Source organism: Rudaeicoccus suwonensis (assembly GCF_007829035.1).
GTDB lineage: Bacteria > Actinomycetota > Actinomycetes > Actinomycetales > Dermatophilaceae > Rudaeicoccus > Rudaeicoccus suwonensis.
Genome location: NZ_VIVQ01000001.1, coordinates 216,932 through 241,146 on the forward strand (window position 1 = coordinate 216,932; position 24,215 = coordinate 241,146).

Here is a 24,215-nt window from a genome sequence, read left to right on the forward strand (position 1 = left end):
GACGGCCACCCGGACACCGCCACATCGACAGGCGCCGACGCAGCGATGCGCCGGCACCCGCCGATGTGGCGGCTGGCGGCACCCGCTATTTCTCACCCGCCACTTCCATCACCTGCACGTGGTTGAGATGACCCTTACTTACGGGTACCGCGCACCTGAGCGGAAGTAATCGACATCCAAGCCAGCTTCACCCAAATCCGAGCGTTCTCCGTCGCCGTACCGCCGGTGACGGGCGACGTCAGTCCTGCCAGGGATAGAACGGCGGCATGTCGCGCGAGACCAGGCTGCCGAAGTCGGCGTCGCGCTTCTCGTTGAACGCTGCCACGCCCTCGACGCCATCACCGAAGCTGGTGTAGTACATCGCCAGTGAGTCGACCCGGTGCGCTTCGACCGGGTGCGGCTGAGCGCTGTTGCGCCACATCATCTGTCGGGTCAGTGCAACACCGACCGGTGAGTGCCCGTCGACGAACCGGTGCGCCAAGGTGTACGCCGCGGGCAGTAGTTCGTCGGGGGAGTGCACCGCGCGGACCAGGCCTGCGTCATACACCTCGTCGACGGTGAGGATGTCGGCGGTGTACGTCCACTCGAGCGCTCGCGAGATGCCGACGATCCGCGGCAGGAACCACGACGAGCACGCCTCCGGCACGATGCCGATCCGGCCGAATACGAAGCCGATTCGAGCCTTCTCGGAGGCCAGCCGAATGTCCATCGGCAGGGTCATGGTGGCGCCGATGCCGACGGCGGGCCCGTTGATCGCACCGATCACCGGCTTGGTGCAGGCATAGATCGCGAGGCTCACCCGGCCGCCGGTGTCACGCACCCGCTCCAGAATCCGCGGATCGTCGAGCCGCTCGTGCATGTCCTGCAGCGTGGGTGCCGGGTCGGTGCCGAGGCCGAAGACATTGCCCTCGACCGAGAGATCCATGCCGGCGCAGAACGCTCGGCCCGCTCCGGTCACGACAACCGCGCGTGCCGCATCGTCGTCGTTGACGTGGGTGAAGGCTTCGACGAGCTCGTTCGCCATCTGCACGGTGAAGGCGTTGAGCTGCTCGGGCCGGTTGAGGGTGATGGTGCAGATGCCGTCTGCAACGTCGTAGGAGATCGTGTCGAAGCTCATGCACCGAATCCTTGCGTATGACGGGGCGATCCGCCCGTCACCGTCTGCTGGTGATCGCCTTGTAACCGACGAACACGATGCCTACCACGACCAGTCCGATGATGGCGTCGACGAACAGTCGGAAGATCAGCGGCACTACGACGACGAGCACCAGCAGCGCTATCAGCAGCTTCGCTGCCAGTGGCCAGTCACGCATGAGTTCGTCCTTCGTTCGGAAGTGAGCCGTCCGGTGCAGTGTCTCACTACGCCGGCCACCTACAGCCGTGCGTTGGCGTCCAAGGGCACCGGAGGGACGGCCGTGCCGGAGTCATGACGTTGTCGGTGGTAGTCCTCCCACGGCAACCACTTGTCGGTGAGAGCCTGCCCGATGTCGACGCCGACGTTTCGAGCGAACAGCAGCGCCATCGCGACCACGTCGGCGCACTCTGCCGCGACCGCGGATTCGAGTTGCTCCGGGGTTTTGTCGCGGTTGCGACCCTGCCCCGAACTCGCCAGCCACGCCTGGCTGAGTTCGCCGAGCTCCTCGGTGAGTTTGAGTAGCAGCCACTCCGGCGATCGGTTGACGGCATACACCTCGGCGTAGCCGGCGGAGACGATCTCGAGCCGTGAAGTCCACTCAGTCAGGTCCACCGGTGCAGCATGTCAGACGGCACCGACGGTGTTGGGCCGACTCCGCCTTCTGACTCACGGCTCGGTGGTCGGGCCCGGCTTCTGTGCAAGCACGTAGGCGCGCTCGCTGGCGACCTCGATGCCGGGGTGCGGCAGCCGCGTCGTCACCGACACCACGTCGAGTCCGGCATCGGCTATCTCGTCGATCACCTGCTCGGGTTCGAGGAAGTAGCCGTCGATGTCGACGCTGTGCCCGAACCATGTGTGCATGTGGTTGGTCTCGCCCGGCGCGAACTCCTCGCTGCGAATGTGGAAGGCCACCAACGCAATTCCGCCGGAACGCAGCACCCGGTGGACCTCCGAGAACGCCCTGGCTCGCTCGCCCGGACTCAGATGGATGATCGAGTAGAACATCACGACGCCGCCGAGCGATTCGTCCGGCAGAGCCAGGTCCGTCATCGAGGCGACCTCGAAACGGACGTCCGGCGCATCGTGCTCGGCGATGGCGATCATCGCCGGTGAGATGTCGATGCCGAGGGCGTCGGCTCCGATGGACGCGAGATGACGCGTCACGTGGCCGGGACCGCAACCGAGGTCGGCGATCGTGCCGTGGTCGCACATCTCGACGACCGCCGCCAGCAGCGCGCGATCCAGCGGTTTCCCGCCGAGCTCGTCGCGCAGGGATTCGGCGTAGTCGGTGGCGATCGTGTCGTATGTCGCCGCAATCCGTCCGGGGCGCTCATCGGTGGACATGGCACCAACCGTAGGCCCGGGTACCGCTGAACGGCAGGCGATTCAGGCGTTCACGTCCACCGGTGTGTCGCCGGGGACGGTCGCGCCGCTGTCCGCGTGCGGTGGCTCTGAGCTCACATCCGGCGGAGCTCAGCCATGCAGAACGACCGGCGTCAACGTCTCGCCGAGCAACCGCACTCGGCCCGGAATGTGGCCGTTTGCAGGGGCATTCACGGTCACGCCGTCGATGCCGGTCTGCATGAGGTCGGCGAACTTCTCGGCGACCTGCTCCGGTGATCCGACGATCGCGCTGCCCGGTCGGGAGGCTGCGGCGTTCGGGTTGCGCTCGGCATACGCACGCAGTTCGGCTTCGGCCTCATCCGCGGTCGGCGCGATGCACGCGCTCGTCTGATAGCTCACGGTGATCTGCGACCGGTCGCGACCGAGGCGCTCGCAGTGTTCGTCGAGAGCTTTGAGCTTGCGTGCGATGTCCTCGCGGGCACAGATGAGGTTGGATTCGTCGGCATACTGCGCGACCATCCGCAGCGTCTTGCGCTCGCCGCCACCGCCGATCATCACCGGCACCTTGCTGAGCGGCGCGGGGGAGTTGACGGCGTCCTTGACGTGGTACCGCTCACCGTCCAGCGACACGGTCTCGCCGCGCAGCATCGGCAGGATGATTTGCAGGGCCTCCTCCAACTTCTCGAATCGGTCTGTGAACGTCCCGAATTCGTAGCCGAGACTGTCGTGTTCGAGCTCGAACCAGCCGGCGCCGATACCGAGCTGGGCGCGACCTCCGGACACGACGTCGAGTGCGGTCACCGTCTTGGCGAGCAGGGGTCGGGTTGCGGTAGGTGTTGCCGGTCACCAACGCGGACAGGCGAACTCGCTCGGTGTGCTGGCTCAGCGCCGACAGCAGCGAGTAACACTCCAGCATGGGTTCGCTCGGTGCACCGAGCATCGGCAGTTGGTAGAAGTGGTCCATCACCAGCACGGTGTCGAAGCCGGAGGCGTCGGCTTCTTTCGCCTGTTGCACCACGGTCGGGAACAACCGCTCGGCGGAAGTGTCGGGGTAGGAGAAATTCGGGATCTGGTAACCGAGCTTCGTCATACCACAGGACGTTACGCCTGCCGCTCGGTCAGCGAGCCCGAGTGGTCGCTCGGAAAATCATCCGGCAGGTATGTCGTATTCAGGACGTACCGTTCGTCGTGTGGGTGTATGACGGCGGACGAGCCGCCGCACCGACCCGAAATGGAGCAGCCATGACGCAGTACCTCATCGCGTTCAACGACGAGTGGGTCCCCGAGCACACGCTGGAGCAGTTGCACGCGAAGTCGCGCGCCGGCCATGCGGTGCTGGAGGACATGCGGGCGGCGGGGGTCTTCGTGTTCAGCGACGGCGGACTTGATGCGGACACGATCGTCGGTAGCGCCCGCGCTCAGGACGGCCAGCCCGTCTTCACCGACGGCCCGTTCGCCGAATCCAAGGAACACCTCGGTGGCTTCTGCGTCGTCGAGGTGTCGAGCGACGACGACGCGCGCTATTGGGCAGGTCGTCTCGCCGTGGCGCTGGACTGGCCCCAGGAGATCCACCGATTCCCTTCCGGCATCAGCGAGATCGCCGAGCGCGGCAGCCGCGCAGTTGAGGAGGTCTGAGTCATGCCCCGGTATCTGATGTCCGTTCATGGTCCCGCCGATCGCGGCGAGTTCGGCGACTACCCGAGCAAGCAGGACATGGAGCAGGCGTTCGCCGACACCGGCGTCTTCAACGACATGCTGGAGCGCAAGGGCTATTTCGTCTTCGCCGATGGGCTTGCCCCGGTCGCGACGGCGACCACGGTGGACGGTCAGGGAGCAGCGCCGGTGCTGCACGACGGGCCGTATCTGGAGGCCAAGGAACACCTCGGCGGCTTCTGGATCATCGAGGCACCTGATCTTGATGTAGCGCTCGATCTCGCGGCGCAGGGCTCAAAGGCATGCCGTGGAATTGTCGAAGTGCGGCCGTTCATGTCGCCCGTCGACGCCGAAGACCTCATGGGGCAGTGACGCAGGTAGCTGAGGCGATCACCCGGGTCCACCACGCGGAGTGGTCCCGGGTGGTCGCCGGACTCGCCCGCAGATTCGGTGATCTGGACGTCGCCGAGGATGCGGCTGCCGAGGCGTTCGCGGTTGCCGTCGAGCGGTGGCCCGTCGGCGGCGTACCGGTCAATCCGGGGGCGTGGCTGACGACCGTTGCGTCGCGCAAGGCGCTGGACCGACTGCGCCGTGAGTCCCACCGCGACACCAAACAACGGGAGGCAGCGATGCTGTCCGATGAAATGGCGCCCGGGCTTGGGACGGCGCCCGGTCCTGTCGCCGACGATCGGCTGCGGCTGATCTTCACCTGCTGCCACCCCGCGCTCGCCATACCTGCTCGGGTCGCTCTGACGCTGCGGATGCTCGGTGGTCTGTCGGTTGCCGAGATCGCCTCGGCGTTCCTTGTGCAGGAGACCACGATGGCCCAGCGGATCACCCGGGCGAAGGCCAAGATCAAGGCCGCGCACATTCCCTACCGGGTGCCGCTGGCCGCTGACATCGCCGATCGCAGCGCGGCGGTGATGACGGTGCTTTTCCTGATCTTCAACGAGGGCTATCTCGCAAGTGGTGGGGGCGATGCGCTGCGGGTCGATCTCACCGACGAGGCGATCCGGCTGACTCGGCTGGTGCGTGAGCTGCTGCCGGACGACGGTGAGGTCGCGGGGCTGCTGGCGTTGATGCTGCTGACGGATGCGCGCCACCGTGCGCGGGTGTCAGCGACCGGTGAGCTCGTCACGCTCTCCGAGCAGGATCGCGACCTCTGGGATGCCGGGTTGATCGCCGAGGGCTCGAGCTTGGTGCGCGAGCGGATTGCGGCCGTTGCGGCGGGTGGACCGTCGCCCGGCCGATTCCAGCTGCTGGCGGCGATCAATGCGGTTCACACTGCGGCCGCGTCCGTCGACGACACCGACTGGGCGCAGATCCGGACGCTCTACGACCGGTTGGTGCTCATTGATCCATCACCCGTCGTGGCGTTGAACCGGGCTGTCGTCATCGCTGAGATCGACGGTGCTGCCGCGGGTTTGCGGATCGTCGACGGACTGGGTGAGCCCCTTGCGGCGTACCACGCCTTCCACGCGACACGTGCCGATCTGTTGCGCCGGTTGTCGCGACGGGAGGAGGCCGTCGCTGCTTATGACCTCGCGATCGACCTGGCCGGGAACGTTGGCGAACGCGCCTATCTGCGCCGTCGTCGGGACGAGGTGGCCGGCGATGCGTGAGCCTGTCGCGATGTCGGATGACGCCTCTAGAGTCGATGTATGACGACCACACCCACCGCGGGCCGGCTCGAGATCGTGCTCTTTCACCATGTCCAAGGTCTCACGCCTGGGGTTCAGGCGCTCGCCGGGACGTTGCGCGCGGCCGGGCACATCGTGCACACCCCGGACTTGTTCGACGGGCAGACCTTCGCCTCGATCGAGGACGGTTTCGCTGCGGTGCAGGCCAAGGGAGGCGTCGAGCAATGGGCTGACGCTGCAGTGGCCGATCTGCCGAATGACATTGTCTACGCTGGTATTTCGCTCGGCGTGATGTCTGCGCAGCGGCTTGCTCAGACGCGGCCGGGCGCTCGTGCGGCGGTGTTGCTCGAGGCTTTTGTTCCGCCGACCGAGTTCGGCAACGGCTGGCCGGAGGGCGTGCCGGTGCAAGTGCACGGCACGGAACACGACCCGTTCTTTGGTGAAGAAGGCGACATCGACGCGGCTCGGCAGGTGGCCGATGAGGTGGCTGTCGCGGAGCTGTTCGTCTATCCCGGCGACGTGCACCTGTTCACCGACGCCTCGCTCCCGTCCTACGACGCGGCCGCGACCGCGCTGGTGATGGAGCGTGTGCTCACCTTGCTCGACCGAGTCCGGGCTGTATGACGCAGCACCCGCTGCCCGCATCGGCGATCCGTTGTGTGGCGGTGGTCGCTGGCGGATGCCGGTCAGTTCGACACGAGCCGGCGATGTGAGCCAGTGGGGCGCGGCATACGGTGCGTCGTTCGCGGGTTTGTGCGCAGGAACCATCGACGACGTCCTCGGTGATGTGGACGGCGGACGGCTGCTCGATGTCGGATGTGGCACCGGTGGTCTCGTCGAGACCGCACTCGCGCGGGGTATCGACACCTACGGAGTCGACGCGGACGCTGAGTCGTTGGTGCTCGCGAGTCGTTCGGGGCCTGGCCGGCTGTGCCAGGGCAGGCTGCCACAGCTTCCGTTCGCAGACGGCTCGTTCGAGACGGTCACAGCCAACTTCGTCATCAATCATGTGCGCCAACCACGTTCAGCTGCAACGGAACTCGCACGCATCACCGCTCCCGGTGGCCGGGTGGTTGCGACGATCTGGCCAGCAGGGCGCACTGAATGGGGCGGTCTGATGGCTGACGTTTTTGCTGCTGCTGCAGTCGTTCCGCTTGAGGGCGGGCGGCTACCTGAGGGCGAGGATTTCGAGCTTTCCTGCGGTGGACTGGCTGGTCTGTTGCGCGGGGCGGGACTGCGGGTGACAGCCGCGCGCGAGATCGAGTGGGTCTGGCACACGACGCCCCGAGCGCTGTGGTCCGGCGTCGCGGGAGGTGTCGCGACAGTCGGCCGCACCTACCTCGCCCAGGCACCGGCAGTGCAGCGCCGGGTGAAGGAGGAGTTCTTCGCACGTGTCGGGTCGGGCGGCAGGGACAGTGAGGTCGCTTTTATCAGCACGGCTGTGTATGTCGCCACCGTCGCAGCCTGCAGTGTTTAGCCGTCGATCACCAGGTGCTCAGTGGTGCGAATTGCGCCCAGTCGGTGGGTAGGTCGAGCGGGTCCCAGTTGTTGGGCGGTTCCCATGTGGCCCAGTGGGATTCGGCTGGAACCCCGTCTCGTTCGACCAGATTCTTGACTCGAGCGAAGTCGGCTCGGAGTGTCGCGGCTTCGGCATCGGTGAAGCGCCCGTCGAGCACTTCCTGTTCGAACTCGGTGACATCCTTCTCCTCGATCGTGCCGTCCGGAGCAATGACCAGGTCGAGTTCCTGATCGGTGCCGTCGATTCCACCGCTGAACCGTTGGATCGGGCGGATCATGTCGATGTACCAGCACTCGAGCTCACGATTGTCGCCATGCCAGAAGACACTGACCTGCCACGGCTGGCCGAAGCGGGCGATCGTGAGCTTTCCGTGACCGGTCCAGCGCTGAGCGCCCCGTGACTTCCACGGATGTTCACCGAGGGGGTGGCCGTCGGGGAAGCCGAATTCGGCCCCGGGCGGAATGAACGTGACGAGGCGATCGCCGGTGTCTTCCACGACGTACTCGCACGTGGCCATCCAAACCGCGTCCCGGTGGATCTCGCGAGTGAGGATGACGTCGCCCGGCTCCCAGCATGTGCCGCTGAACTGTTTCACCGGGCCGACGATACGGCGCGATGTCGCATCAGCCCTGCGGTCGGCATACCTGAGTGGAGGTCTAGCGTCTTTGCCATGGCACGTGATGCAGACGAGCGGCAGCGGCTGGGCAGGGCGTTTCAAGTCGGAGGCGCGAGGTACGACAGGTTGCGGCCGTCATACCCGATCGACGCGGTGCGATGGCTGGTCGGGTCGACGGAGCCGCTGCGCGTCGTCGACATCGGAGCAGGCACCGGCAAGCTGACCGCGCAGATCGTCGATCTCGGTCATGCCGTGACAGCGGTCGAGCCCAGCGCCGACATGGCCGATCAACTGACTGCGCATCTGCCCGATGTCGCGGTGTCACACGGGTCGGGTGAAGCAACCGGGTTGCCCGATCGAAGTGCTGACGTGGTGGTCTACGGGCAGGCCTGGCACTGGGCCGATCCGGTGGCTGCATCGGCGGAGGCCGCGCGAATCCTGGCTGTGGGTGGTCACCTGGGGCTGATCTGGAATTTCCTCGATCTGCGTGATGCACGTATGGCGGCGCTGGACGCTGCGAGCCACGATCTCGATCAGGGCAGCACCGAGAACTCGTCGTCGGCGAAGTCCGTCGGTGCACAATTCGGTGAGCCGGCGGTGCGCGAGTTCATCTGGTCACTGCCGACATCGACGCGCGACCTCGCCGACCGGGTGACGACGCGCTCGTACTACCTGGCTGCCGACAAGCCGGGACAACAACATCTGCGGGAGTTGTGCGCTGAGACGGTGGAGCGCGAATTCGGCCCGATCGGGGACACCGTGGTCGAGGTGCCGCACCGCACGATCGCCTACCGTTTCGCGATCGGCTGACCTGCTGCGCCATCGTTCGTGCACTCTGCGCTGCCCCACATCCTGGGGCAGCGCAGAGTGCCTTCGATGGGTGTTGTCGCTCGCCTCACGAGGTCCTGGTCGTGTCTCCCGCTCTGACAATGGGCGGATGCATCGCCTTCGATCGCCTCGACCTGGTCCAGCCAGGACTGGGGGCCGCTAAATCTCTTGCGAGCGGGAGGGGTGCGGGTGATGATCGCACTTCGTGGGAGGTAGACGATGACTCGGCATTCGCATGCCAGGGGAGTGCGGATGGACTTCGCATCCGCGCCCGACTCCGTGCGTGATTGGGCCAATGACCACCTGGGTGGCGACCTGAGTGCGGTGACCGACTGTGTCGGCGGGATGTCGCCGGGACCTGCTGCTCGTCTTCGATCTAGTTCGGGCAGAACGGCATTCGTGAAGGCGTGCGGCCCCGAGTTGAATCCGGTCACACCCGAACTGTTGCGCGATGAGGCCCGGATCCTTGCGTGCCTGCCGGACCATCCGAACCTGCCTCGTCTGCTCGACGTGTATGACGACGGCAACTGGGTCGCGTTGCTTATCGAGGACCTGCCGGGCGCTGTTCCCGATGTTCCCTGGTCATCCGACGATCTCCGTCGAGCGAACGATGTGCTGTCGGCGCTGCGTCCCGTACTTGACGGCATCTCCGCGGACTGGGTGCCGTTGGCGACGGAGAATGCACCGATCTTCACCGATGGTTGGAAGTTGCTCGCGGATCGACTCGACCAGGTCGACCCATGGTGGGCCAGACATCATGACGCGTTGGCGGCGCATGCAGAGCGGGCGGCGGCGCTCATCAACGGAGAAACGTTGCTGCACTGGGACATTCGGGCGGACAACATGATCTTCGGCGATGGCCGCGACGTTCTGATCGACTGGGGTCAGGTGCGTCGCGGAGCTGATTGGATCGACCATGCGTTGCTCGCAATGGATTGCGCGATGAGTGGAGCCTCGATCTCCGCGGCGACGTGTTTCGCGCGGCAGCCCGACTTGGCCGACCGTGATCCTTCCGACCTGATCGTGCTGATGGCTTCTGCAGCGATGACGCTCGCTGCGCGCTCGACGGAAGAAGCACCGCCGGGCCTGCCCACGATCGTGGCCACTCGCGCTCGGTGGGCCGAGAACCTCCGCCGCGAACTCGAGAGCTGCGGAATCCGGTGAGTTGGGTCAGCTGGGAAAGAGCGCCTCGCGCCAGACTCGATGTGTCACTGGCATTTGTTGTGCGAAGTGCTGCTCCATTTCAGCGGCGACCTCTTGGATTTCGACGAGGGCATCGGGGGCGGAGCGCAGGTTCAGAAAGTGCATCAGGTTGCGCGGGTTGACGGTGGCCCAGAAAGACGTCATGACGTTCACGGGGAGAACGTCGCGAGCGACTTCTCGCGCGATACCGGCGTCGAGCATGCGGTGGTAGGCCACGTAACAGTTAGCAGTGTTTGCGGTGATGGTGTTGCGCACCAAGTCGACCTGCTCTTGAGAGCCGGACTCGAATCGGTATGCGCCGACCTTGCCCTCCTGCCGCAATGGTCGTGAGGCTGGTGGCAAATAGAACACATCCGGAAGTACGGTATAACGACCGCTGATTTCGTTGAACGAGAACGTGCGGTGACGCATGAATTCCCTCGCAACGAACAGCGGAGTGGTCACGATGAACGTGAACTGCCCGTGTTCGAAGGGGGAGGTGTGGTGGTTGCGCCAGAGGAACCGAATCAGTCCCTCGATCCGCCCAGCTTCGGCTTCTTTGGCGTGGGCGGCTTCGTCTTGAGACACCCACGCCGCGCGCGCGACGTCCAAGTCGCTCGCGGACGCGCGATAGAGCTCCACGGTCGATGTACCTACAAACTGGGGCTGCGGATCTGAGGTCACTCGAGGAGTATCACTCAGGGCAACCTCGGCTCCACCACCCGGCACTCTGATCATTGGTGGGCTGGTCTAGCCGATCTTGTCGAGCGAGTGCGGGACTTCCTCGGCGATATCGACCCTGACACCGGCTATCTGGCCGACTGAAGAGCAGTCAAATGTGTCACTCAACGGTTGGGTGCGTGCAGAAATTGCGACTATGAATTATGGGAATCATCGCTTTTGATGAGGTGGTTGTACAGAAAGTCGAGGGTGTGTTGGAGGGCATCGGTGCACGTGCTGGTTTGCGCGAAATCGTGCCTTCCGCCCTCGATCAGCATGAGTTCATAAGGCACGCCGACCTCGTCGAGCGTTTCGGCCAGTGCAACGCTTTGTTCCATCGGAACTACCTGGTCGTCGGTCCCATGAACGAGGAACATCGGCGGCGACTGCGGGCCGATGCAATCACTCGGCTTGTACCAGTGACCGCCCTCGTCGTCCGGAGGCCCAAGAGTGGCTCGCATCGGCGAGCCGGACGCGCGGAACTTCGATGAGCGCAGTGGATCGTGTATGCCGTACCAACTGGCGACCGCTCGGATCGGCTCGGCGCCCTCATCGGCGGACGCTCCCGCGATCGTGACGATGGTTGCGCCTGCGGAGTTGCCCCACATGCCAACGTTGGTCGGGTCGATGTTGAACTCGATCGCATGTGCGCGGATGTACCGCAGCGCCTCGCGGACATCCTCGACCGGCTGGGGAAATTTCACCAGGTTGCTCGTTCGGTATTCCACGCTGGCGATCGCGATGCCCCGCTGGGCCAAGGGCACCAATGCCGGGAGATACCGGGCGCGGTGAACATTTCGAAAGCCGCCGCCTTTGACGAAAACAACAAGCGGAGTCGGTGTCTTCGTGACGGGCTTCAAAAAGTCGAAATGGAGTTGTTGCCCGCCGGACAGAAGATGATCACCCTCGAATTGGGTGTAGACCAGATCGGGATACGACTCGACAAAATGATGTGTCGGCGGCGTCAGTTGCACCGTAAAAGACCGAACCACAAAACCTCGTTCCAGCAAAAGTCCTTCAATCAATTGAGTCAATATGTTACGCCTCGGTTGTACTTCAAGGCGCATCGTGCTGGGCCGCTCCTGGCGTGCCCAGCCGCGCTACAGGCCGGAAGCGCGATACGGCGGGTCGGGCTCAGTGAAGCCTCCGGCTCAAGAGTTGAGTCACGCATGGTGGTGCATCGTGGTCGTCTTCGGCGCAACCCATGTCGACGGGGTCACTGGACAATCGATGACACATGGCGTGTCGCGTACGGTGACGTCCTACACGTGTGATGACACGGTGGGCCGATCGGTGTGACGGTTGCTTAGCCTGTGACCGGTGTCCGGCCGTCAAATGGCGGGCTTGGCACAGCGGCGTTTGTAGCAGAGCATGAGTTGATGGGGCGGAGGGAAATGCCAACGATGAACCACCACAGGGCGGAAGATTTGCTGCCAATCGCGGATGCTGTTCGACCCGATTTTCCTTGGCTCTGGTGGGCTCGCAATGACAGCGCCCGCCTTGCCGGAATGGCTGCGCCGCCGGATGGATTCCCATTCGGATTCTTGAAAGAACGTGGACTGGACACGGTCGTGTCGCTTGTGGGAGTGACTGCCTACGATCCAACTCCCCTGGGTAAGTGCAGCTTTGAGTTGGAGGACCTCCGGGGCGGCTCAGAGCCTCGCAATCCAGCAGCAGAAGGGGCTGAAGTTGCTCGCGCCGTCTCTGCCGTTTCGGAGCTCATTCGCAAAGGCCACGGCGTTGTCGTGCATTGCCGAATGGGTGTCGGACGAACAGGATTGGTCCTCGGTGCGTTTCTCGTCGCCAATGGGCACCATCCCGACAAGGTCACCACCTGGTTGGATGATGTGCAAAAAGCGAGAGGTGTCGGTCAAGTCCCTGGTAGTGGTGTAGCGGGGTGCGTTCTCCTTGTTGAGGTTTTAGGTGGTGAGTTGGGGTAGGTGATCAGCTCCGATCTGGGGTTCGGTGCCGGGCGTGGGGGTGATGCGGCATCGGGTGAGGATGTCGAGGCCGAGGTAGCGGCGTCCTTCTGCCCATTCGTCGGTTTGCTCGGCCAGGACGGCTCCGACCAGGCGCACGATCGCGGCCCGGTGGGGGAAGATGCCGACGGAGTCGGTACGGCGGCGGATCTCCCGGTTGAGGCGTTCGGTGGGGTTGTTGGACCAGATCTGGGTCCACACGTCTTTGGGGAACGTGGTGAACGCCAGGATGTCCGCGCGAGCAGCGTCGAGGTGGGCGTGCACGTCGGGCAGCTTCTCCTGGACGTAGTCCAGGAGCCGGTCGAACTGGGCATGCACGCTGGCCGTGTCGGGTTGGTCATACACCGAGTGCAGCATCGCTTTGACTGCTGGCCACATGCTTTTCGGTGTCACGCTCATGAGGTTCGCGGCGTAGTGCGTGCGGCAGCGTTGCCAGGACGCGCCGGGTAGGTTCGCGCCGATCGCTTCCACCAGGCCGTGGTGGGCGTCGGAAGTGACCAGTCGGACACCGCTCAGGCCGCGGGCGACCAAGTCGGCGAAGAACTCCTTCCACGCCGGCCCGGTCTCTGAGGTGGCTACCCGTAGGCCGAGGACTTCGCGGTGCCCATCACCGTTGACACCAGTCGCTAACAAGGCGACGGCGTTGATGACGCGCCCGCCTTCACGCACTTTCATCGTGAGCGCGTCAGCGGTCACGAACGTGAACGGACCCGCATCACTCAAGGGCCGGTGCCGGAAGTCCTCGACGATGCCATCGAGATCGGCTGCCATCCGAGACACCTGCGATTTCGACAGTGAGTCGATGCCCAATGTCTTCACCAACTTGTCCATCCGGCGGGTAGACACCCCGGCCAGGTAGCAGTCCGCGACCACGGTGATCAACGCGGACTCGGTGCGTTTGCGTCGTTCCAGCAGCCACTGGGGAAAGTAGGTCCCGGTGCGTAGCTTCGGGATCGCGACGTCGATTGTGCCGACCCTGGTGTCCAAGGGCCGGTGACGGTACCCGTTGCGTTGCGCGGACCGCTCGGGTGAGGGACGACCGTACTCGGCGCCCACGACCGCGTCAGCGTCCGCGGACAACAACGCGTTAATCACCGTTTGCAACAGACTGCGCATCAGATCCGGACTGGCTTCGGACAAGGCCTCGCTCAGCAAGCTGGCAGGGTCGACAATATGTGGTGCGGTCATCGTGATGACTCCATTCGAGAGTGCAGTGAGACGTTCACTCGAAGGATCACGCGGTGGCCGCACCCACGTCCACTACCAGGACGATCACGGCGACCGCGCTACACCACTATGCGGGACTCAACTGAGGTGTCAAGGGATGGCCGGAATCGCCTTGGCAGCGCGCGATGTTGGTCGAGTACGTCGGTCGCTGAGCGCCTGACGGTGATGATGTGTTCACCAGAGGCGCAAGACACCCGAGTGCTGCGCTGCGGGCATCAGCGAGTGTCACGAAATTTCCGACACGAGCCGTGACTGGCACACAAGTGCCCTGCACAGTCTCGTCGGGGGCAATTGCGTGCCAGTCGCACTAGCGGAGGTCCATTGTGTGCCAGCGATGACGGTGCTGAGCGGCATTCTGTGGGTGGCTGCCTCAACGACGGCACATCGGCGACGCAACGACGGCACATCGGCGAAGCCGACGACACACATATGGTTATCCACAGCCGGCTGGGATGGTTGGCCTGTCCACCGCGGTCGCGGCTGCGCCGACCTCGGCATACGCCACCGGGTCATCGTGGTCACATGCCTCTTCACCAACGTTGCCCGCCCCGCACGCCTGTCCTGCTTGAAGGCCCGTTCACCACCGCGCAAGGGCTTGCCGCAGGTGTGACCTACAAGCAATTGCGGGGGCCGGCGTACGAGGCGGTTCACCCAAGGCGGGGTGTCTGGGTGCGCGCTCGCACGCCTCGCGATCTGGGCTTCTGGCTCGCAGCGGACCGGCTGATCCTGCCGCCGGATGCCGCGCTGAGTCATGCGACGGGCTTGGTGATGTATGGCGTGCCGCTGGCAACCACCGGTCCTCGCCATTGGTCCACCGCGACGTCGGGCCGGACTCGATTGGCCGTGCGATTGCATCGGGTGAACTGTCTCGGCATGACCACGGTGGTGCGTGGCGTGAGGGTTCTTTCTCCGATGGATTGCTTTGTCGGCGCCGCTTCCGAGATGTCGCTGCTGAACATGATTCAGGTCGGGGACTGGCTGTTGACGCACGAGCACATATCGCTGGCGCAGGTACGGGCCTGCGCCTCGACCCGCAGCGCGTTCAGGATCAGATCCGCCGCTGAGTGGATGCGAATCGGTGCCGAGTCATTCCGCGAGACCAGCACACGAGTCATCTTGAGGCTGTCCGGGCTGCCTCAGCCCGAGGTGAACATGGACATCGTCGACGCTGCGGGACAGTTCGTCGCGCGCGGCGACCTGCCGTTTCCGCGGTGGAAACTGCTCGTCGAGTATGACGGGTGGTATCACGAACGATCGGCGGAGCAACGGCAACGCGATCTTCTGCGCCGCGAGGCGTTGGAGCGGCTGGGCTGGCGGCATGTGGTGCTGACATCGCAGGACGTTGCTCATCCGGATCGCCTCGTCGGCAGGGTCTGGCAGATGCTCACAGTGTGCGGGTACCGCGGGCCGGCACCCCTGTTCGACCAGGTCCGATGGGAGCGCTTCCTTGCCGCTCCACAGCGGAAGCGGTGAGGTCGCGTGGGCCAGTGCGTGCCAGTCGTGCGTTCTGGAGTGAACAATGAACTCTGCGGCACTCGCGAGTGGCGCGCCCGCGCCCGTGGTGGCTGCGAGTGGCGCGTATGTGCCCGTAGTGGCTGCGAGTGTCACGTAACTGACCCGCATCGCGCTGCCCAGGGCTATTTCGTGCCACTGGCGTGGAGCGAGGGCTCGTGCGCGGCAGTCGCGTGTTGGTTGGGGTGGCGGCACTCGCGAGTGGCGCGTATGTGCCCGTGGTGGCTGCGAGTCTCACGGAACTGACCCGCATCGTGCTGCCGAGGGCTATGTCGTGCCACTGGCGTGGTGCGAGGGTTCGTGGGTGCCAGTCGTGGGTGCCGCGGTGTGTGCATGGGGAGTAGTGCCGGGCCAATCGCGAGTGGCGCGTATGTGCCCGTGGTGGCTGCGAGTGTCACGTGACTGACCCGCATCGTGCTGCCCAGGGCCATTTCGTGCCATTCGCGCGGCGCGATGGCTATTTCGTGACACTGGCGTGGTGCGATGGCTATTTCGTGACACTGGCGTGGTGCGAGGGGTCGTGCGCGGCAGTCGCGTGTTGGTTGGGGTGGCGGCACTCGCGAGTGGCGCGTATGTGCCCGTGGTGGCTGCGAGTGGCGCGTAACTGACCCGCATCGTGCTGCCGAGGGCTATTTCGTGCCATTCGCGTGGTGCGAGGGCTCGCGGGTGCCATTCGCGTGGTGCGAGGGCTCGCGGGTGCCACTGGCGTGGTGCGAGGGCTCGCGGGTGCCACTGGCGTGGTGCGAGGGCTCATCGGTGCCAGTCGTGGGTGCCAGTCGTGGGGTGCATGGGGAGTAGCGCCCGGCCAATCGCGAGTGGCCAGCCCGCGCCCGTCGACGTCGCCGAAATTGGCCTCGCAAACGCGGAACATCCGACGCCCAAGCAAGGTTGAGTCATATAGACGCAAGTTTGCGGAGTCGCGATTTGACACCACGACCGCCGCAGGAGTTGAGTCGGGTGCAGTCAAGGACGCCGTAGGGCGCGGGCGACTGCGCGCGACGCGACGTTGCGGCATACAGAACGAATCATCAACTGCAAGGAGCATTTCGATATGGCACGTGCGGTAGGCATCGACCTCGGCACCACCAACTCAGCCGTCGCTGTCCTCGAGGGCAACGACCCCGAAATCATCGCCAACGCCGAGGGCGGCCGCACCACGCCGTCCGTCGTGGCGTTTGCCAAGAACGGCGACGTCCTGGTCGGCGAGATCGCCAAGCGCCAAGCCGTCACCAACGTCGACCGCACCATCCGCTCGGTCAAGCGCCACATGGGCACCGACTGGAGCCAGGAGATCGACGGCAAGAAGTACACCCCCCAGGAAGTCAGCGCCCGCATCCTGCAGAAGCTCAAGCGCGACGCGGAGGCCTACCTGGGTGAGGACGTCACCGACGCGGTGATCACCGTCCCGGCATACTTCGACGACGCCGAGCGTCAGGCAACCAAGGAGGCCGGCGAGATCGCGGGCCTGAACGTCCTGCGCATCATCAACGAGCCGACTGCTGCGGCGCTGGCCTACGGCCTGGACAAGGGCAAGGAGGACGAGCTCATCCTCGTCTTCGACCTCGGTGGCGGCACCTTCGACGTCTCGCTGCTCGAGGTGGGCAAGGACGAGGACGGTTTCTCGACCATCCAGGTCCGCGCGACCAGTGGTGACAACAAGCTCGGTGGTGACGACTGGGACAGCCGCATCGTCGACCACCTGCTCACGACGGTGAAGAACACCACCGGCGTCGACCTGGCCAAGGACAAGATCGCCATGCAGCGTCTGCGCGACGCCGCTGAGCAGGCGAAGAAGGAACTGTCCTCCTCCACCAGCACCAACATCAGCTTGCAGTACCTCAGCATGGGCGAGAACGGCCCGATCCACCTGGACGAGACGATCACCCGCGCGCAGTTCGAGCAGATGACCAAGGACCTGCTGGAGCGCACCAAGGCTCCGTTCAACAACGTGATCAAGGACGCCGGTGTCAAGGTCGGCGACATCGACCACGTGGTGCTCGTCGGTGGTTCGACCCGTATGCCGGCCGTCGCCGAGGTCGTCAAGGAACTCACCGGCAAGGAGCCCAACAAGGGCGTCAACCCCGATGAGGTCGTGGCCGTCGGCGCCGCGCTGCAGGCCGGTGTGCTCAAGGGTGAGCGCAAGGACGTGCTGCTCATCGACGTGACCCCGCTGAGCCTCGGTATCGAGACCAAGGGCGGTCTGTTCACCAAGCTGATCGAGCGCAACACCGCGATCCCGACGAAGCGTTCGGAGGTCTTCTCGACCGCCGAGGACAACCAGCCGTCGGTGGAGATCCAGGTCTTCCAGGGTGAGCGCGAGATCGCCAAGGCGAACAAGCCGCTCGGCAACTTCGAGCTGTCCGGCATCGCCCCCGCCCCGCGCGGTGTGCCGCAGATCGAGGTCACCTTCGACATCGACGCCAACGGCATCGTGCACGTGTCCGCCAAGGACCGCGGCACCAACAAGGAGCAGTCGATGACGATCTCCGGTGGCTCCGCGCTGCCGAAGGAAGACATCGAGCGCATGGTGCGCGAGGCCGAGGAGCACGCCGCCGAGGACAAGAAGCGTCGTGAGGAGACCGAGGCCCGCAACACCGCCGAGCAACTGGTCTACTCCACCGAGAAGTTCCTCGCCGACAACGCGGACAAGATCCCGGCCGACACCAAGGCCGAGGTCGAAGAGGCCAACAACGACCTCAAGGCCGCGCTCAAGGACGAGAACGTCTCCGCCGAAGACATCTCGGCCAAGACCTCCAAGGTCAACGAGGTCTCCCAGAAGATGGGTGCCGCCATGTATGCCGCATCGCAGTCCGAAGCCGCGCCCGCCGACGGTGCTGAGACTCCGGCACCCGAGGCCGGAGCAGCCTCGGCTGACGACGACGTGGTGGACGCCGAGGTCGTCGACGACGAGGGTGACACCAAGTGACCGACCCCACCAAGGGTCCGCAGGTGGGCTCCTCCTTCGAGGAGGAGGAGCCCACCGGTCCGGTGATCCGTGACAAGCGCCGCCTCGACCCGGAGACTGGAGCAGTGCGCGAATCCGGAACGACAGCACAGCAGTCCGCGACCGCCGATGCGTCGACGGATGACGCAGCAGTTGGTGCCGACGAGGCCGCGGGCGCAGCTGTCACAGGTTCCGACGTGCACCCCGACACGGCGCTCGCCGCGGACCGCCTCGCGGACCTGCAGCGACTGCAGGCGGAGTACGTCAACTACAAGAAGCGTGTCGACCGCGACCGTGAGGTGCAGCGCGATGCTGCCGTCGCACGTGTGCTCGAGGCGCTGCTGCCCGTGCTGGACGACATCCACCTGTCCCGCCAGCACGCCGATCTCGAAGGCACGCCCTTCGAGAAGATTGCCGACAAGCTCGAATCCACGCTGAACAAGCAGGGATTGGAGACCTTCGGCGAGGTCGGCGAAGCCTTCGACCCGGCACACCACGAGGCATTGATGCACATCGAGGCGGAGGTGCCCGAGGGCGCCACCGCCACCACGATCGTGCAAGTGATGCAACCGGGCTATCGCATCGGCGACCGCGTCATCCGACCGGCTCGCGTCGCCGTCGCGGATCCGTCCTGAGCCAGCCTTCAGCATCGAGCGGCGGCGACGGCAGCGCCCGTAACCGCCGCTCGATGCAGCAACTTTCAAGGAGTGTGAATGGCTAGTCAGGATTGGCTCGAGAAGGATTTCTACGCGATCCTCGGGGTCCCCCAGGATGCCTCGCAGGCCGACATCAAGAAGGCCTACCGCAAGCTTGCCCGCAAGTGGCACCCGGATCAGAACCCCGGCGATGCTGCAGCCGAGCAGAAGTTCAAGGACATCGGTGAGGCGAACTCCGTGTTGTCCAACGAGGAGCAGCGCCAGGAGTACGACCAGCTGCGTCAGATGGTCGGCGGCGGTGCACGATTCACTGCCGGCGGTCCCGGTGCTGGCACCGCCGGCGGCTTCGAGGACCTGTTCGGCTCGATGTTCGGCGGCGGTGGCGGCGGACAGAACGTCCGCTTCTCCACCGGCGGTGGCGGCCAGTCGATCAACCTCGACGACATCCTCGGTCAGTTCGGCGGAGGGTATGGCGGTGGGTCGCCGTTCGGCTCGCAGTCGCGCGGTGGTTACTCGGCACCCGCAGCGGGCGCGAATGTCGACGCTCGCACGACACTGACCTTCCGCTCCGCGGTCGAGGGTGAGACCGTGTCGCTGCAGTCCGCCGACGGACAGACGATCAAGACGCGAATTCCCGCCGGTGTCAAGGACGGTCAGACGATCCGCCTGCGCGGCAAGGGACAGCCATCGCGCAACGGCGGACCGGCGGGCGACCTCATGTTGCACATCAGCGTCGGCTCGCACCCGGTCTTCGGCAGGGACGGCAACAATCTCACCGTCGACCTGCCGGTGACCTTTGCCGAGGCGGCGCTGGGCGCGACGGTCGCGGTGCCCACCATCGACGGATCCAGCGTCAAGGTGAAGATCGCGCCCGGCACGCCGTCCGGCCGCAAGCTGCGAGTCAAGGGCCGCGGCATCCAGGCGAAGTCGGGTGCCGGCGACCTCATCGCGACCGTGCAGATCGTGGTGCCACAGCGACTGACCGACGAAGCAAAGGCCGCTGTCGAAGCACTGCAGCAGCAGGAGAATGACATCGACCCGCGCGCCCAGCTTTTCGCGAAAGCGCAGCAGTGACAATGCAATCCGAAGATCTGCCGGTCTATGTCATCTCGGTTGCCGCCGAGTTGGCAGGGCTGCACGCGCAGACGCTGCGCCAGTACGACCGCCTCGGGCTCGTGACGCCGTCACGCACCCGCGGCGGCGGACGGCGCTACTCGGCCCGCGACGTGCAGATGCTGCGCGAGGTGCAGCGGCTGTCGCAGGAGGAGGGTGTCTCCCTCGCCGGCATACAGCGCATTCTTGAGTTGGAGTCGGAGGTGCAGCGCCTGCGGGATCACGTCGCCGAGCTCACCGCCCAACTCGACTCCGCACGCGCCATCGCCCAAAACCGTGTGTTCGCAGCCGGACCCGACGGACAGATCGTGGCGCTGCGACCCGGTCAGCGCCCTGCCCGCGCCACGTCGGGCACCTCGCTGGTCGTGTGGCGGCCGGCCCCGCGATCCTGACGCGGCCGGTTTCCCCGGCGCGGCCGTCACCCGAAACCAGCGGTCGTGGAGCGCACGTTCCTCACGTGGCCGATCGGGCTGACTCCGCGTCCGCGTGCACCCGCATCGCGTCGCCGGATTGCTCGCGAGCGAGACGCTTCATGCCGTCTGCAGGGTGCACCGGCTGCGGCCACTTGGGAGCCAGCGAGTCTCCCTCGCGCACCCCGCTGATCCGCCGTCTCAGGAGCGGCACCACCTCATCGCGCAACCACAACGTCTCCTCGCGCAACGCCCGCCGCCACGGACGCGGGTGGTACGGCGGCAACTCGACCACCTTGAGACTGTGGGGGATTCCGAGTTGCTGCAGCACGTGCGCCGCCATCCGTTTGTGCCCCGCCTTGGACATGTGGATGCGGTCAGCGCTCCACATGCGGCGGTCGCGGAAGTCCTCGTAAAGCGCGTGGTCGATCAGCACGGCACCTGTGTCGCGGGCCAGGTCGCGCACACATCCGTTGAAGAACGCCAGTCGTCGGCGCACAGGTTCCCACACCGGAGCCGCAGTCGGGTCGAACGCGGTGAACAGGACCAGCTGCGCGCCACTGCTCGCGAGTCGGCGCAGTGCGAGCTCATAGCGGCGCATCACCGCGGCCATGTCGACGCGAAGCGCGATGATGTCGTTGCCGCCGGCGTAGAAAGACACATGCGTCGGAGCCAGCGCGATCGCCGCATCGATCTGCTCCGCGGCCACCTCGTCGAGCAGTTTGGAGCGGATGGCCAGATTGGCGTACTCCCAGTCGCTGTCGGCCCGGCCAAGTTGTCGCGCCACACGGTCTGCCCAGCCTCGGACACCGTTGGGGTACAACAGATTCGGGTCGCCGACACCTTCGGTGAACGAGTCACCGATCGCCACGAAACGTCCACCCATCGCCACCAGAACGTAGGCCGCTCGAGTGGCGGGACTGCCAACATCCGGTGACCGGCAGACGACATGCGTGAGGACCGTAGCCGTCGCTCGATGACCGCGGGCATCGTGGCACAGTGGGGCGGTGACCGAGTTCCTGCTGGTGTTCCACGACCGCGACGATGCGGAGGCGGTCGCCGAAACGTTGTCCGAGGATGCCTTCGAGTCGGTCCGGGTCGTGTCTGAATCGCTGGCCGGAGAAGACGATGCCGAAGACGTCGACTGGGTGGTGCATGTGGTGGCAGCCGTCGACGCGTCGACCGAGGACGCGCGGGCACTTTCGCCACGGCTGGCTGCGCTGGCCGAGAAGTATGACGGCTGGCTCGACGAGGGTGCCACGACCTCGTTGCGCTGAGAAGCCGCCGGCCCGGCACGTGCCGGGCGGTTAATTCGATGGCCGCGGGCGTGGCCGCCGACCTACGGTGGGCCGGTGATTCGAACGATCGATCCGATGGACGACGACGCCATGCGCCAGGTCTTCGAGGTGGGCGTCGCGGCCAAGTCGCTCGACCGACCGTGGTTCGAGGCGATGCCGTATGACGCCTGGCTGGTCGGTCGGCGCACTGTCGATGACGAAGAGCGAGAAGTGTTGCTCGGTTCATTCGGAGCCGATGGCAGTTGCCGCGGAACTCTGCTCGCTTTCATCCCCACCGGTGACAACCTCGACAAGCTGTATGTCGACCTCGACGTCGATCCTGCCGTTCGCCGTCACGGCGTCGGCCGCGAATTGATCGGCGCCGCAACCGAACTCGGTCGGCAGCACCGGCGTTCGTGCCTCATGGTCGATGCCTACGTCCCGGTCGAAGGCGACCGGCCACACCCGTACGACGCCTTCGCGGCGGCAGTAGGGTTTCGCCCTGGCTGGATCGAAGCGACGCGTCATCTGCCGTTGCCGGTGGCCCAGCGGCGGCTCGATCACCTTGGTGCGCAGGCGGCTGCGGCATACAGCCCGGGCTACCGGATCGAGACGTATGCCGGGGGAGTTCCCGAGGCACTCCTGCCCGATCTCGCACAGTTGATGAGCCTGCTGGCGGTGGACTCTCCGTCGGGCGAGATCGACTTTGAACCGGAGCAGGTGACTCCGGAGCGGTTGCGACACAACTACGAGCGCGAGGAGCGACAGGGCTGCATCCGACTGTCAGCCCTGGCAATTCACGAGACGAGCTGGGCAGTGGTGGCGCAGTCCGACATCATCCTGCCGCCCGGTGAGACAGTTTCAGCATCACAGATCGGCACCTACGTGCACCGCGACCATCGCGGCCACCGGCTCGGTCTGGCGGTCAAGGTCGCGAATCTGCAGTATTTGCAACGGAATTACCCAGGTCGCCGGTTCGTCCGGACCTGCAATGCCGACGACAACTCCTACATGGTCGCCATCAACGTGACACTCGGCTACGAGCTGGTGGAGCGGCTGGTGACCTGGGTGCGGGACATCTGAGCGGACTGGGTTGCGACCTCCTGCAGCAACTCGACGGTGCGCTGCGCGGCCGGATTCGTGCTGACGGCATCGCGCACCAACAGTGCGATCCGGCGTCGTGGCGTGGGGTCGGTGACCAGCTTCGCGCAGGTCCCCGCAGTGAGCGCGCCGAGCGTGAGCGCGGGGACGAGGGTGACACCCAATCCCGCATCAGCCAGTGCGATGGCGGTGTGGTGGTCCTGGCAGCGAGCGGCGAAGTGTGGAGTGATGCCGGCGCTACGGACTGCCTGCCGCTGAATCTCGCCGCAGGTCTGTGCCGGGTTGCTCTCGTCGACCCAGGTCTCGTCGGCAAGCTCGGCCATCGACACAGTGTCGTGATCTGCCAGTCGGTGGCCCACCTGCATCACGACGTAGTACGGCTCTGTCGTCAGCTCGACGCGGGTGTATCCCTTGGGCGCGTGTGGCGATTCGGCAGGGTCCTCGGTGATGATCTCGACATCCACATTGGGGTGCCCCACCTGTGGCGCGATCTCGTTGAGGTCGATCGCCAGGTGGAGTTCTGGAAATTCGGCGAGCAGCTGGCGCGCGACGATGGGGACCCATTCCTCGCCCGCGGAGGCGAAGCACGAGATGGACAAGCTGGTGGTGCGTCCGTCGCGTAGGTCCCTGACTCGCCCGTCGAGCCGCGCGAGCGCGTCGATCGCCTGGTCGCTCTCGGACGCAAGGAGCCTGCCGGCTGCTGTCGGCGCGATGCCGCGACCGACTTTCTCGAACAGGGTCAGGCCGGTCTCGCGTTGCAACTGGGTGATGTGCTGGCTGACTGCCGACGGTGTGTACCCCAGATGGGTGGCGGCGGCTTGCACCGAACCACTGGCGACGACGGACCGGAAGACGCGAAGGCGATGAACATCGAGCATGCATCAACCATAAAGCACAACTGAATGATGATGCAGAAACATTCGCTGGTGCTTCCGTATATTTCGCTGGATAGTCGACTCATGACCACCGCACACGGCTTCGCCAGCCCAGACCCCACCGACCGCGACCTGACACGAATCACCGCTGACCTGAACGCATCTCGCGCCATGTCGACAACACGAATCCGTGTCCGCGGATCGCTGCTGCGGGCTGTGCGGATGTTCGCGCTGCGCTTCGCCGCGATGTGGCGCGATCACCGTGAGGCTCAGGAGCGACTGGCCATCATGCGTGAGCCGTGGACATGGGAGCACGCTCACTGGGTGCCGGGCGAATGCGGCATGGTGCTGCATGGAAGTACGCCGCCCGGGCATGGCCGTCGTGGCCCGGTCACCACCGGAGGCTGGTGCGCGTGCCATCTGTTGGAAGCCGAGCTATCGATCGAACGCGAATTGCGTCTGCAGCGCCGGTGAGGCCGGGTCC

At 65.4% G+C, this 24,215-nt stretch carries 27 protein-coding genes and 1 pseudogene; 16 read left to right on the top strand and 12 right to left on the bottom strand.

What is annotated here, in order from left to right; all coding sequences use genetic code 11:
* Window positions 1-238: 238 nt before the first annotated feature.
* From BKA23_RS01035 to BKA23_RS18195, 6 genes and pseudogenes are all read right to left on the bottom strand, one after another.
* A complete protein-coding gene (locus BKA23_RS01035) occupies window positions 239-1,117 on the bottom strand; it encodes a crotonase/enoyl-CoA hydratase family protein (protein ID WP_145224715.1) in 879 nt (292 codons plus the stop codon).
* Window positions 1,118-1,154: 37 nt separating this feature from the next.
* Window positions 1,155-1,313, bottom strand: a complete 159-nt coding sequence (locus tag BKA23_RS17565; protein ID WP_170226316.1) for a hypothetical protein — start codon at window positions 1,311-1,313, stop codon at window positions 1,155-1,157.
* A 59-nt stretch (window positions 1,314-1,372) separates the two neighbouring features.
* A complete protein-coding gene (locus BKA23_RS01040) occupies window positions 1,373-1,747 on the bottom strand; it encodes a nucleoside triphosphate pyrophosphohydrolase family protein (protein ID WP_145224717.1) in 375 nt (124 codons plus the stop codon).
* A gap of 54 nt (window positions 1,748-1,801) precedes the next feature.
* Entirely contained in the window at window positions 1,802-2,479 is a 678-nt protein-coding gene (locus BKA23_RS01045; RefSeq protein ID WP_145224719.1) for a class I SAM-dependent methyltransferase, read from the bottom strand.
* 129 nt (window positions 2,480-2,608) lie between these two features.
* Window positions 2,609-3,295 carry an LLM class flavin-dependent oxidoreductase gene (locus BKA23_RS01050; protein ID WP_281287553.1) on the bottom strand — a complete coding sequence of 229 codons (687 nt, stop codon included), beginning with the start codon at window positions 3,293-3,295 and terminating at the stop codon, window positions 2,609-2,611.
* A 13-nt stretch (window positions 3,296-3,308) separates the two neighbouring features.
* Window positions 3,309-3,569: pseudogene (locus tag BKA23_RS18195) on the bottom strand (LLM class flavin-dependent oxidoreductase); the annotation flags it as partial.
* A 152-nt stretch (window positions 3,570-3,721) separates the two neighbouring features.
* Between BKA23_RS18195 and BKA23_RS01055 the strand changes: the two are divergent.
* From BKA23_RS01055 to BKA23_RS01075, 5 genes are read left to right on the top strand one after another with little or no spacing between them, the layout of a single operon-like run.
* Complete coding sequence (locus tag BKA23_RS01055; protein ID WP_145224721.1) at window positions 3,722-4,114, top strand: YciI family protein; 393 nt, start codon at window positions 3,722-3,724, stop codon at window positions 4,112-4,114.
* Between the two features lie 3 nt (window positions 4,115-4,117).
* On the top strand, window positions 4,118-4,504 hold the full coding sequence (locus BKA23_RS01060) for a YciI family protein (RefSeq protein ID WP_145224723.1): 387 nt from the start codon (window positions 4,118-4,120) through the stop codon (window positions 4,502-4,504).
* Window positions 4,501-5,754: an RNA polymerase sigma factor gene (locus BKA23_RS01065; protein WP_145224725.1), complete on the top strand. Its 1,254-nt coding sequence runs from the start codon at window positions 4,501-4,503 to the stop codon at window positions 5,752-5,754. Before BKA23_RS01060 ends, BKA23_RS01065 begins: the two co-directional genes overlap by 4 nt.
* Before the next feature lie 39 nt (window positions 5,755-5,793).
* The gene (locus BKA23_RS01070) at window positions 5,794-6,396 is read left to right on the top strand and encodes a dienelactone hydrolase family protein (protein WP_145224727.1); all 603 of its coding nucleotides are present in this window, start codon (window positions 5,794-5,796) and stop codon (window positions 6,394-6,396) included.
* The gene (locus tag BKA23_RS01075) at window positions 6,359-7,249 is read left to right on the top strand and encodes a class I SAM-dependent methyltransferase (RefSeq protein WP_145224729.1); all 891 of its coding nucleotides are present in this window, start codon (window positions 6,359-6,361) and stop codon (window positions 7,247-7,249) included. Before BKA23_RS01070 ends, BKA23_RS01075 begins: the two co-directional genes overlap by 38 nt.
* Window positions 7,250-7,256: 7 nt before the next feature.
* Here BKA23_RS01075 and BKA23_RS01080 read toward each other — a convergent pair whose 3' ends face one another.
* A complete protein-coding gene (locus BKA23_RS01080) occupies window positions 7,257-7,886 on the bottom strand; it encodes a ribonuclease FAU-1 family protein (RefSeq protein ID WP_170226317.1) in 630 nt (209 codons plus the stop codon).
* Between the two features lie 75 nt (window positions 7,887-7,961).
* Here BKA23_RS01080 and BKA23_RS01085 point away from each other — a divergent pair, with 75 nt between their 5' ends.
* Window positions 7,962-8,717: a class I SAM-dependent methyltransferase gene (locus BKA23_RS01085; RefSeq protein ID WP_170226318.1), complete on the top strand. Its 756-nt coding sequence runs from the start codon at window positions 7,962-7,964 to the stop codon at window positions 8,715-8,717.
* Window positions 8,718-8,987: 270 nt separating this feature from the next.
* The gene (locus tag BKA23_RS01090; RefSeq protein ID WP_170226319.1) at window positions 8,988-9,899 is read left to right on the top strand and encodes a phosphotransferase family protein; all 912 of its coding nucleotides are present in this window, start codon (window positions 8,988-8,990) and stop codon (window positions 9,897-9,899) included.
* A gap of 6 nt (window positions 9,900-9,905) precedes the next feature.
* On the opposite strand, the gene thyX is transcribed toward BKA23_RS01090, so the two are convergent.
* Together thyX and BKA23_RS01100 are read right to left on the bottom strand one after the other, a co-directional pair.
* Window positions 9,906-10,601 carry an FAD-dependent thymidylate synthase gene (gene thyX, locus BKA23_RS01095; RefSeq protein ID WP_246104392.1) on the bottom strand — a complete coding sequence of 232 codons (696 nt, stop codon included), beginning with the start codon at window positions 10,599-10,601 and terminating at the stop codon, window positions 9,906-9,908.
* 191 nt (window positions 10,602-10,792) lie between these two features.
* Window positions 10,793-11,704 (bottom strand): alpha/beta hydrolase, encoded by a 912-nt coding sequence (locus tag BKA23_RS01100; protein WP_145224738.1) that lies wholly within the window; start codon window positions 11,702-11,704, stop codon window positions 10,793-10,795.
* A gap of 441 nt (window positions 11,705-12,145) precedes the next feature.
* On the opposite strand from BKA23_RS01100, the gene BKA23_RS18200 reads away from it, so the two are divergent.
* Window positions 12,146-12,577, top strand: a complete 432-nt coding sequence (locus BKA23_RS18200) for a protein-tyrosine phosphatase family protein (protein WP_425473767.1) — start codon at window positions 12,146-12,148, stop codon at window positions 12,575-12,577.
* Here the strand turns inward: BKA23_RS18200 and BKA23_RS01110 are convergent.
* Window positions 12,557-13,804, bottom strand: coding sequence for an IS256 family transposase (locus BKA23_RS01110; protein ID WP_145224741.1), 1,248 nt, complete (start codon window positions 13,802-13,804; stop codon window positions 12,557-12,559). The two genes, BKA23_RS18200 and BKA23_RS01110, sit on opposite strands and share 21 nt — an antisense overlap.
* Before the next feature lie 561 nt (window positions 13,805-14,365).
* Between BKA23_RS01110 and BKA23_RS01115 the strand changes: the two genes are divergently transcribed.
* From BKA23_RS01115 to BKA23_RS01135, 5 genes are all read left to right on the top strand, one after another.
* Window positions 14,366-15,316, top strand: coding sequence for a hypothetical protein (locus BKA23_RS01115; RefSeq protein ID WP_145224743.1), 951 nt, complete (start codon window positions 14,366-14,368; stop codon window positions 15,314-15,316).
* A gap of 1,090 nt (window positions 15,317-16,406) precedes the next feature.
* Entirely contained in the window at window positions 16,407-18,281 is a 1,875-nt protein-coding gene (gene dnaK / locus BKA23_RS01120; RefSeq protein WP_145224745.1) for a molecular chaperone DnaK, read from the top strand.
* Window positions 18,278-18,934, top strand: a complete 657-nt coding sequence (locus tag BKA23_RS01125; RefSeq protein WP_145224747.1) for a nucleotide exchange factor GrpE — start codon at window positions 18,278-18,280, stop codon at window positions 18,932-18,934. The genes dnaK and BKA23_RS01125 overlap by 4 nt, the downstream gene beginning before the upstream one ends.
* Before the next feature lie 78 nt (window positions 18,935-19,012).
* A complete protein-coding gene (locus BKA23_RS01130) occupies window positions 19,013-20,029 on the top strand; it encodes a DnaJ C-terminal domain-containing protein (protein ID WP_145224749.1) in 1,017 nt (338 codons plus the stop codon).
* Window positions 20,030-20,031: 2 nt separating this feature from the next.
* The gene (locus BKA23_RS01135; RefSeq protein ID WP_145228052.1) at window positions 20,032-20,460 is read left to right on the top strand and encodes a heat shock protein transcriptional repressor HspR; all 429 of its coding nucleotides are present in this window, start codon (window positions 20,032-20,034) and stop codon (window positions 20,458-20,460) included.
* 61 nt (window positions 20,461-20,521) lie between these two features.
* Here BKA23_RS01135 and BKA23_RS01140 read toward each other — a convergent pair whose 3' ends face one another.
* Window positions 20,522-21,364 carry an SGNH/GDSL hydrolase family protein gene (locus tag BKA23_RS01140; protein WP_145224751.1) on the bottom strand — a complete coding sequence of 281 codons (843 nt, stop codon included), beginning with the start codon at window positions 21,362-21,364 and terminating at the stop codon, window positions 20,522-20,524.
* A 121-nt stretch (window positions 21,365-21,485) separates the two neighbouring features.
* On the opposite strand from BKA23_RS01140, the gene BKA23_RS01145 reads away from it, so the two are divergent.
* Both BKA23_RS01145 and BKA23_RS01150 read left to right on the top strand, forming a co-directional pair.
* Window positions 21,486-21,755: a ribonuclease E inhibitor RraB gene (locus tag BKA23_RS01145; protein WP_145224753.1), complete on the top strand. Its 270-nt coding sequence runs from the start codon at window positions 21,486-21,488 to the stop codon at window positions 21,753-21,755.
* A 75-nt stretch (window positions 21,756-21,830) separates the two neighbouring features.
* Window positions 21,831-22,838 carry a GNAT family N-acetyltransferase gene (locus tag BKA23_RS01150; RefSeq protein WP_145224755.1) on the top strand — a complete coding sequence of 336 codons (1,008 nt, stop codon included), beginning with the start codon at window positions 21,831-21,833 and terminating at the stop codon, window positions 22,836-22,838.
* Here BKA23_RS01150 and BKA23_RS01155 read toward each other — a convergent pair.
* Entirely contained in the window at window positions 22,793-23,734 is a 942-nt protein-coding gene (locus tag BKA23_RS01155) for a LysR family transcriptional regulator (RefSeq protein ID WP_145224757.1), read from the bottom strand. The two genes, BKA23_RS01150 and BKA23_RS01155, sit on opposite strands and share 46 nt — an antisense overlap.
* A gap of 81 nt (window positions 23,735-23,815) precedes the next feature.
* Between BKA23_RS01155 and BKA23_RS01160 the strand changes: the two genes are divergently transcribed.
* Window positions 23,816-24,205 carry a hypothetical protein gene (locus tag BKA23_RS01160; RefSeq protein ID WP_145224758.1) on the top strand — a complete coding sequence of 130 codons (390 nt, stop codon included), beginning with the start codon at window positions 23,816-23,818 and terminating at the stop codon, window positions 24,203-24,205.
* The last annotated feature ends 10 nt before the right edge of the window (window positions 24,206-24,215 follow it).

Coding starts and splice junctions, on each gene's coding strand:
- BKA23_RS01035 (WP_145224715.1), bottom strand. CDS start 1,117: ATGAGCTTCGACACGATCTCCTACGACGTTGCAGACGGCATCTGCACC.
- BKA23_RS17565 (WP_170226316.1), bottom strand. CDS start 1,313: ATGCGTGACTGGCCACTGGCAGCGAAGCTGCTGATAGCGCTGCTGGTG.
- BKA23_RS01045 (WP_145224719.1), bottom strand. CDS start 2,479: ATGTCCACCGATGAGCGCCCCGGACGGATTGCGGCGACATACGACACG.
- BKA23_RS01055 (WP_145224721.1), top strand. CDS start 3,722: ATGACGCAGTACCTCATCGCGTTCAACGACGAGTGGGTCCCCGAGCAC.
- BKA23_RS01060 (WP_145224723.1), top strand. CDS start 4,118: ATGCCCCGGTATCTGATGTCCGTTCATGGTCCCGCCGATCGCGGCGAG.
- BKA23_RS01070 (WP_145224727.1), top strand. CDS start 5,794: ATGACGACCACACCCACCGCGGGCCGGCTCGAGATCGTGCTCTTTCAC.
- BKA23_RS01085 (WP_170226318.1), top strand. CDS start 7,962: ATGGCACGTGATGCAGACGAGCGGCAGCGGCTGGGCAGGGCGTTTCAA.
- BKA23_RS01090 (WP_170226319.1), top strand. CDS start 8,988: ATGGACTTCGCATCCGCGCCCGACTCCGTGCGTGATTGGGCCAATGAC.
- BKA23_RS01100 (WP_145224738.1), bottom strand. CDS start 11,704: ATGCGCCTTGAAGTACAACCGAGGCGTAACATATTGACTCAATTGATT.
- BKA23_RS18200 (WP_425473767.1), top strand. CDS start 12,146: ATGGCTGCGCCGCCGGATGGATTCCCATTCGGATTCTTGAAAGAACGT.
- BKA23_RS01110 (WP_145224741.1), bottom strand. CDS start 13,804: ATGACCGCACCACATATTGTCGACCCTGCCAGCTTGCTGAGCGAGGCC.
- BKA23_RS01115 (WP_145224743.1), top strand. CDS start 14,366: ATGCCTCTTCACCAACGTTGCCCGCCCCGCACGCCTGTCCTGCTTGAA.
- dnaK (WP_145224745.1), top strand. CDS start 16,407: ATGGCACGTGCGGTAGGCATCGACCTCGGCACCACCAACTCAGCCGTC.
- BKA23_RS01130 (WP_145224749.1), top strand. CDS start 19,013: ATGGCTAGTCAGGATTGGCTCGAGAAGGATTTCTACGCGATCCTCGGG.
- BKA23_RS01135 (WP_145228052.1), top strand. CDS start 20,032: ATGCAATCCGAAGATCTGCCGGTCTATGTCATCTCGGTTGCCGCCGAG.
- BKA23_RS01140 (WP_145224751.1), bottom strand. CDS start 21,364: ATGGGTGGACGTTTCGTGGCGATCGGTGACTCGTTCACCGAAGGTGTC.
- BKA23_RS01155 (WP_145224757.1), bottom strand. CDS start 23,734: ATGCTCGATGTTCATCGCCTTCGCGTCTTCCGGTCCGTCGTCGCCAGT.
- BKA23_RS01160 (WP_145224758.1), top strand. CDS start 23,816: ATGACCACCGCACACGGCTTCGCCAGCCCAGACCCCACCGACCGCGAC.